General features: G+C 50.3%; 4 protein-coding genes, 2 tRNA genes and 1 pseudogene. 3 read left to right on the top strand and 4 right to left on the bottom strand.

Going from position 1 to position 8,210, the window contains the following annotated elements:
- Positions 1-138: 138 nt before the first annotated feature.
- Positions 139-212, top strand: a tRNA-Gln gene (locus ACN0TS_RS18760).
- Between the two features lie 205 nt (positions 213-417).
- Here ACN0TS_RS18760 and ACN0TS_RS18755 read toward each other — a convergent pair.
- From ACN0TS_RS18755 to ACN0TS_RS18740, 4 genes are all read right to left on the bottom strand, one after another.
- Complete coding sequence (locus ACN0TS_RS18755) at positions 418-1,362, bottom strand: alpha/beta fold hydrolase (RefSeq protein ID WP_417260850.1); 945 nt, start codon at positions 1,360-1,362, stop codon at positions 418-420.
- 14 nt (positions 1,363-1,376) lie between these two features.
- Positions 1,377-2,546 (bottom strand): glycosyltransferase family 9 protein, encoded by a 1,170-nt coding sequence (locus tag ACN0TS_RS18750; RefSeq protein ID WP_085621250.1) that lies wholly within the window; start codon positions 2,544-2,546, stop codon positions 1,377-1,379.
- Positions 2,543-4,687, bottom strand: a complete 2,145-nt coding sequence (locus tag ACN0TS_RS18745) for a tetratricopeptide repeat-containing sulfotransferase family protein (protein WP_417260849.1) — start codon at positions 4,685-4,687, stop codon at positions 2,543-2,545. The genes ACN0TS_RS18750 and ACN0TS_RS18745 overlap by 4 nt, the downstream gene beginning before the upstream one ends.
- Before the next feature lie 153 nt (positions 4,688-4,840).
- Positions 4,841-7,282: an autotransporter outer membrane beta-barrel domain-containing protein gene (locus tag ACN0TS_RS18740; RefSeq protein ID WP_417260848.1), complete on the bottom strand. Its 2,442-nt coding sequence runs from the start codon at positions 7,280-7,282 to the stop codon at positions 4,841-4,843.
- A gap of 535 nt (positions 7,283-7,817) precedes the next feature.
- On the opposite strand from ACN0TS_RS18740, the gene ACN0TS_RS18735 reads away from it, so the two are divergent.
- Positions 7,818-7,891 (top strand) — tRNA-Gln (locus ACN0TS_RS18735).
- 213 nt (positions 7,892-8,104) lie between these two features.
- Positions 8,105-8,210 (top strand): annotated as a pseudogene (locus ACN0TS_RS18730) (GFA family protein); the annotation flags it as partial.

Below are 8,210 nucleotides of genomic sequence, written 5' to 3'. Positions count from 1 at the left end.
TGTAGCACAAGGCAAATCCCCTATGCATTTTACACATGGTTATGTATGTCAGACCACATAACCGGCAAAAAAGGTCTTGCCAAAGCGCCACCGGTTTTATAAACAGCGCCCCACGCCTTATGGCGTACAACGTTCTGTTGGGGAATAGGTTAACGGTAGACCTACGGACTCTGACTCCGTCAGTCCTGGTTCGAATCCAGGTTCCCCAGCCAGATTTCCAAGCCAATTCCCCCAAACAATGTCCCTATTTTATTGACCGGCGTTTTGACGGCACAATTAAATGTTGCCCCCTCCCCGATTTGCGCCGCGCCATTTTCGCAAATTTATAATTTGCGATCAGAGCATGCTTGCGCGCGACCACAAGACCACGGCCAAAGCATTTGCCTTGTGCTACGCCCGCAATGAACGCGTAGAACGTTAGGGCCTGTTTTTCAGGGATAGTTCGATGGATCGCCATTGTTCAGCCCAACAGCAGTTATGACTAAACCCGCGATACTCAATCAGATGAGCATGATGACCGGGCGGCATTTTCACCAAAAAAGCCTGAACGACATCGGTGCCAACCACCGTGTCTTTTTTACCGGTTAAATGAATTTGCGGAATTTGGGCGACATCGGTTGCAAAATCAGCCGGATCAAGGGACCCCGTCAATGGCGTAAAATGATCCCGCGCAACCCAATAGCCAAGATCAAGATTGGCGACAACAGTAATGATTTCGGTAACGTCAGTCCGTTTGACGGCAAGTAAAACCGCCAAGGCACCACCACCGGAATACCCCACCAATGTGATGTTTTTGGCACGACTGCGTTCTTTTAACTGATCAATCGCATAGCTTGCCGATGAAATAACTTCTGGCGCATAGCGCCGGTTCGTCCAGTAACTTTGGTCGCAATTGCGCAAATGAGCATCAAGAACATATTGGCAAGGACGCCCAAGATAAGCAACTGCCCCCGGCCCCTGATGGGCAATAGCCATTTTCAAGGCAATGGCGTCAGTTGGCGTGGGGTTTTGCGAGGGTCGGTTGGGCCGGGAAAAGGCCAGACCATCGCCCTCGATATAAATGGTTAAGCCGGCCGAACCAGTTGCACCTGATGGGGGGGATATCGGCCAAGCACCCAACAGGTCAAAATTCCCGGCATTTAGAACGCCTGATTGCCAATTGGCGTCCTTAATAAGGGCAAAAGCATCTTCACGCCGTATTTTTACCGAGCTACATGCGCTTAAGGACAAGGCGACAACCAGCACAGCCATCAAGGTGATGATATTGCACAGCAGGCCGGTCAGAGGGGCCTCCCGCTGCCCAAAATGCCTTGGAATCCCGTCAAGGATACCAACAATATCGAAGCGGCCCTGACGGATCATTTTGTCACGCCCCCTTAAGCCCGACTTTTTAAAAATGCCGGGATGGCCTTTGCCATTTCGGAAACAACATCCCCCCAATTTCCGATCTGATTTTGGCGAAACAACCGCATATCGGGATACCATGGGGTATCAGAACGGTTCATCAACCAGCGCCAGTCCGGCACAAAAGGCAACATTGTCCATACCGGACGGCCCAACGCACCGGCCAGATGGACCGGCGAGCTATCAACAGAAATCAATAAATCCGCCAACGACAGAATGGCCGCGGTATCTTCAAAATCTTGGATATCGTCTGACAGATTGACGATTTTCATATTTTCAGGCGGCGTGTTCGCCTCGTCCGATTTAGGACCCTTTTGAACAGAGAGAAAGGTTATGTCTTTGTTTTCTGCCGCCAAAGGTACCAATTGAGCCAAATCCATGGAGCGATTGGCGTCATTGAGATGGGTGGGGCGCCCGGCCCAAACCAAAGCAATTTTCGGCCCGCGTATCGAAGCCAGCTTTTTACGCCAGATTTCAAGCCGTGCGCGGTCCGGGCGAAAATAGGGTATTTCGCCCGGAAGATCTGACATCTGCAACTTCATGGCCATTGGCAGGCTCATCATTTCGCAATGCAGATCAAAAGGCCCCGGCAATTCACCGCGTATAATGATTTTATCTGCACCGGGGATACGTCGGCCAAAGGATGCAAGTTCGGGCGATATTTGCAAAACGATATTTGCCTGACTGCGTTTCTTGACCCACGGCACCATTCGTATGAACTGTAACGTATCGCCAAAACCTTGCTCGTCATGAATAAGCAGGGTCTTGCCCGCAATTGGTGCGCCATCCCAGCGAGGCGTCTGTACTTTACGTTCAAGGTTTGTCGTATGAGGCAGGCTATAGCGGAAACGGTATTCGCGCCAACCACGATCAAATTCACCCAGCAGCAAAAGTGTTTCGGCAAGCTCAAAGCGCAGAGCAACATTTTGCGGCAGATGCTCAAGCATCATTTCCTGCAGGACTTTGGCTTCTTCGATCCGGCCTTGTTTGCGGACGGCATCGGCCAACATATGCCAAATGTTAAGTGGCCCAGTCCCCGAAGCCAGAACAGCACGTGCCTTGGCCTCGGCCTGGTCAAGCGCGCCGGTGTTCAGGCATTGCTGAATATCGTTTGCAATACCTTGCAGGGCTTCCTCATTCATTCTTGAGGAACCCCATCGGGATATAAGGCATCAAGAAGCGGTTGCAGATAGGGAGTATATTTTTTCCATCTTTGCACACTGGTGCGATAAACCGGCTCGCGCACTTGCGCAAAGCTTGACGTTGAAACCTGACGTTTGGTTTTATGAAATTCCAAGCAGGAATCGTCCCATTCAAGGCCAAGAAAATCCAAAAGTTTTCTGGTTTCGCCTTCCTGATCATCGACCATCGCCTCATAATCGACAATGGTCAGCCGGTCTTTGGGTATCAAGGCATGCCAATGATCCATCAGGCCCTTATAGGCATTGTAAAATGCACCAAGCTCAGTCAAGTCATAGGTGAATTGTTGATGATCGCCGAACAATTTGGTGTAGCAAGACAGGCAGGTATCAACGGGATCACGTCGGCAATGAATGATTTTTGCATTCGGAAAAATCAGATTGATAAGACCGACATAGATGAAGTTGGCCGGCATTTTATCGACAAGATAGGGTTTATGCGGGGATCTTGCTCTGATCTCCTTCAGATACGCTTCCCCGGCTTCATTGAGCATATCAGGTGAAATTTTTCCCATGAAATCTGGAAAAGTCGTCCTGATATCCGGTTTGGCGCTTATCTGACCGATCAGGCCAGGCAGAATTTTAAGCTCCCCGCAACCATGAACCATGTGATGAGATGCAAGGATCTGTTCCGTCAGGGTCGTGCCTGAGCGCGGGATGCCGACAATAAAGATCGGCGTATCGGACGGATCACCGCCCCCGGAAAACTTATCCATCAACTCGGGCGTGAAGGTTTTTGCAACCGCTTGCAGCCAACCAACAGATTGATCGGAATCATAAGAAAGGGTCTTGCGTTTCGCCTTGTTGCCCAGGGCAAATTGCTGAAAACCTTTCTTAGGGGCGTCGATGTCAAGGAAAGCCTTGCCCAGCACAAAATGCAAGATGGTCGCTTCTGTCGGCGTCGGTGCATCATTGCCCGTGGCATTAAGCATATCTTCCATTTTGCCGATCAGCGGGTCTTTGGCGTCGAATGTATTAATCTCGCTATAGGCTACAAGCGCATCGACGATACGACCGCCTTGTTTCAGCACATCGACAATAATTTCACGCGCGGCATCACCGTCACCCATTTCGATCAGAAGCACTATTTTGCCCTGCATCGCTTGCAATCGCTTGGGATTGGGCAATGAAATTGCTTTGTCGTAAGCCACCATCGCCGGATCAACCTTGCCAAGCGATTTCAGAATATCGGCATAAACCTGATGGGCTTCACCGCTTTGCGGTATTTTGCGAATGGCCTCAAGCGCAGATTTTTCTGCTTCTGCGTAATTGCTGGTCAGTTGCATTATTCTGGCGCGTGTCATCAATGTTCCCGGATGATCGGGCGCAAAGGACATAAGGTTATTTAACCATTTATGGGCCTGTTCGGCATCGTGCCGGGCAATGGCAACACCTGCGGCATTGATATAGGCATCTATATTTTGCGGGTTGATCTCGATCGCACGATTAATCGCTTGCAAGGCACCTTCATAATCACCTGTCTCTTTTAACAGAAATGACAGATTATTGTGTGCTTCGCTGTATTCCGGCGCCAGTTCAGTCGCCTTGTGATAATGGGTTTTGGCATCTTCAAAACGGCCAATTCGCATATAGGTATTGGCAATGTTATTATGAGTTTGCGGGTTCTGCGGATCCATCCTGATCGCTTTTAAAAGACAATCAAGACTTTCTTCAAATTTGCCGCTTTCTTGCAAAATGATGCCAAGGTTGCTCCAGCCTTCGATCTGTGCAGGTGCCAGTTCAACTGCACGCCTGCCCGCAACTTCGCCGCGCGATAATTCGCCTGCCTGTCGGCACATTTCGGCAAGATTGCTAAAAAACATTGCCGATGCCTGCGGAGAACGACAGGCACGACCGACATATTCAATCGCCAAAGAAAGATTGCCCTGCGTATGCGCCAAAAGCCCCATCAGATGAAGCGTATGGGGTTGCTCCGGAATGGCGCGCAGGACTTCCTGACACAAATATTCCGACTGGGTCAATTGCCCGGCACGCCAATGCTCGTAAGCAGCCTCGATTGCCTGATCTATTGTCATGGTCGCTTGTTGCGTGCCGGAATCAGAAGGCTTCTGTGTGTTTTTCATCGGAACAATGTTTATCTTTTAATGCGTGGCTTTGTGCATAAGAACAAACCGTAAAATCCATAGATAAACGTTAAGGATGAAGAAGGCAAAAGCCCAATAAAATCACAGCCCCACCCTGCAAAAAATGGGCACTTACCGGATTAAAATTCTGATTTAGAATTCCTGGCGCAGAATAAACATACCGTTATGGGATTTATAATCGCTGCGGAAATCGCCGTCATATTGCAGGCGAAGCGACAATCCATCATCAGCCAGAAGGGTGCTGCCCAACCCCAACCGCACACCATTTTCATCCGGCCGATCAGATGAGGACACAAAACCAATCCCGCCAATCGACGCCGAAAGCGAGATCGGATCACCGGTAAAGTCGTGGACAAGGGCGGCTTTGACATCAAGGGTAACCGGACCAAATGGAGTGGTCGCTTCTTGTGAAAGACGTGCGCCAATCTCGCCTTCCACCGAATGAAAGCTGTTTTGATTGATATGCAGGTTGGCAACCCCAGCCCCGGTTTCACCGTAGCTTTCAGTGTTTACATACGCCAGGCTAAAGGATGTCAGAGGCGTCACTGTCGTCGCAGCAGACAGAGGAATATCATATCCGCCCCCCACCCTTAAATTATAATGTTGCCCGTCATATTCCGAAGTCGCCACCTGACTGGAAAAATCAATTTTGCGGTTTTGCTCATAAGTGTCATAGGCCGCCCCGGCTTCGCCCTCGAAATAAAGCGCCTCTCCGTCGGGCCGCCAGGTGCCATAAAAGCTTAGGGCGTATGATGTCAGATTGGTGTCCTGACCGGATGCGGCATCACTGCCTTTGATCTTGCCATAAAGCGTACTGACGGCAACACCGACAGTTGTATTTTCAGATGGGGCTGTATCCGCCCCGACAAGAAAGCCTACATAATTGGCACCATAGCCACCTTTAAGAGCGGACCCTTCCAATTCTGATCTCCCGCCCAGAAATTGCCCCCAAATGCCGGAACTTAATACACCCGACCCGGCCGCCGCCCCCATATTGGCACCAGAATCAAGCTGGGCGACCTGCCGGTTTTGCACTGCTTGTGTTACCGGGCCAGACAGGGCCAAGGAATTGCTCATATTGGCCGAGGCCACGGCAGGTGCCAATTGCTGCATCGCACGAGTTTGTCCCGACGACGAAAGCGCGCTAATCTTGGTCAACATATCGCTATAAGCTGCGTCGTTCGACAGCGCGTCAAGCGCCTGCCCCAAGGATGCCTGTCCGGCGTTTTGACCCCTTGATTGCCATAAAGGCGATCCGCCTGAAGAACCTGACATAATGCTGATCGAAGACCCGTCACCCGACGTGACGGTACTGTAATTCGCACCGGTAATCGAAATGGTGGAAAAAGTGCCGGTTGAACCGCCTGATGCATTGATAATGGTGAAAGTATCACCTGCCTCAATAGCACCGGTACTGATTTCAACGATTTTGACCTGACCGGCAAGGGCCGCAGACCCGGATACAACGATTTGACCATAGGTTGCATTACTCACCCCGATCACCAAAGTACCCGAAGATGACTGGCTGTAATTCCCGGTAACATTAATGGTTTTGTTGACGTAAAGGGTACCGCTATTGGTGACAGTGCCTGTGCCGGAACTGGCATTAATGTTGTCTTCCAGAAGCATTGCGCCAGAAAGAAAAGTCACATCCCCGGCCGTAATCGTCCCCGTCGTGCCAGCAGTATACCCCGTCAGGGTGCCGACAACAGTACCACTGCCGCCGGTAAACGTCACATCAGCGCCAGTGGAAATGTTGATATTCCCGGCGATCACACCGGTATTGGCGATAGTATCAATAGCGCCAGTTGAAACGTTAAATGCCGCGGTCGCACCACTGATGGTCCCGCTATTGGTCACGGTACTGATCGTTGAAGCGGGACCATATTTGAAAATACCGGCGTTAGTGCCGGTTATGGTGCCGCTATTGGCCAAAGAGCCAATGACACCATTCGTGCGTATCCCGGTTTGCCCGGATATCGTTCCGCTATTATTGATAGCATTGATGGTACCGAAACCAAAAACCCCATAAAAGGTTCCTGAAATGAAGCCTGCATTGGTCAGGGTGCCAATTGTGGAACTGCTAAGCAAAATACCTGAGGAACCGCCTGTGATGGTACCACCCGCGGCATTCGACAGCGTGCCGATAGAACCCCCAGCACCCATTCTGACGCCAGTATTACCGGTTCCTGTAATTGTTCCTGAATTGGTAATGTAATTGATGTCGCCAGAATTAATTGAAACACCATTTTGCGTGCCCTTGATCTGGCCAGTATTCGTCACAGTGCCAATTGTTCCGGAAGCGTTAACGATACCATTTGTTACGCCTGTGATGACGCCATCATTTGTAATATCACCAATCGTCACAGCACCAGACACTGCGGCCTGACTAATGGTCCCGGTTGAGGAGATCGATAAATTATCACCAACTGCTAACGATATGGTGCCCGGGCTGTTCGTCGTGATGTTTTGATCGGCAGCCTGAGCTGACATAGCAGGCACACCAATAGCAACAAGCCCCGCACTTATGGCAAGCCAAGAGGCGTGATTACCAAGACACTGACGAAAACCCATATGAAGGTATCCTAACTGACCTCGTTAAAACACCCCAAGAGACCTAGCGTTTTTTTTACTTTGGATTAAGACCAGAACACTGTCATCGAATGATACGCTGCATCATCTTTCTCAAAAGATAATGACGCGTTCCGACCTCAAAACATAACTTATCCTAGGACATTTTACTGATACTTACTAATTAGTTACCCGGCATTGTCAACCTGCAATTGCACCCCAGGTATTGATTTGGCCTATTATTATCGTGCATCGCGAGATGAAAGACGTATCGCGCTAGGCAAGAGCAAGCCCAAATGCCCGTACAAACGGCGCTGCAATCTTTCGATATATTCCTGACAGTGCGAAAAAATTGGCAGGCCGGCCTTCACGAGGACACCAAATCCGCCCGTGATAGATCCTGCCCAGCCCGGCCAAATTTGACATGCCTATTAGGACAATATGGACCGGAACGAACGCACACTAGATGTTGACAATGATTTCGCGTTCGATTAATCCACACGCCGTACTGCACACACGGTTGCGACAAAAGTTCTGCTGGGGAATAGGTTAACGGTAGACCTACGGACTCTGACTCCGTCAGTCCTGGTTCGAATCCAGGTTCCCCAGCCAACTCCCCCTTTGTATTTTGCGTTAATATTCCAACCGATCCATTGATCGCCAGTGATCGTTGTCGGTTGAACAACCGTTCTTTATCCCTGTGCGGAAACACAATCACCATCGCCCGCAATAAAAGCCCCCCATCCCCGCCCGCAGCGTACAATTGCGATGACAGTGCGGTTTATTGTAAAAATTCTGACCGTTTGAATTTTAAGGAGATGCAGCATGGACCGCTTTACCGGCGGCTGCCTATGCGGCAACGTCCGAATTATCGCCTCTGGCCTTCCATATCGGGTCGGCCTTTGTCACTGCCTTGACTGCCGCAAGTATC

The organism is Celeribacter sp. (genome assembly GCF_048266405.1).
GTDB lineage: Bacteria > Pseudomonadota > Alphaproteobacteria > Rhodobacterales > Rhodobacteraceae > Celeribacter.
The sequence above is the reverse complement of the archived record's forward strand: the minus strand, read 5'-3'. Positions and strand labels throughout refer to the sequence as shown.

Bases quoted from the DNA above. Each gene is read 5' to 3' on its own strand.
- ACN0TS_RS18740 (WP_417260848.1), bottom strand. From the start codon at position 7,282: ATGGGTTTTCGTCAGTGTCTTGGTAATCACGCCTCTTGGCTTGCCATA.
- ACN0TS_RS18750 (WP_085621250.1), bottom strand. From the start codon at position 2,546: ATGAATGAGGAAGCCCTGCAAGGTATTGCAAACGATATTCAGCAATGC.
- ACN0TS_RS18755 (WP_417260850.1), bottom strand. From the start codon at position 1,362: ATGATCCGTCAGGGCCGCTTCGATATTGTTGGTATCCTTGACGGGATT.
- ACN0TS_RS18745 (WP_417260849.1), bottom strand. From the start codon at position 4,687: ATGAAAAACACACAGAAGCCTTCTGATTCCGGCACGCAACAAGCGACC.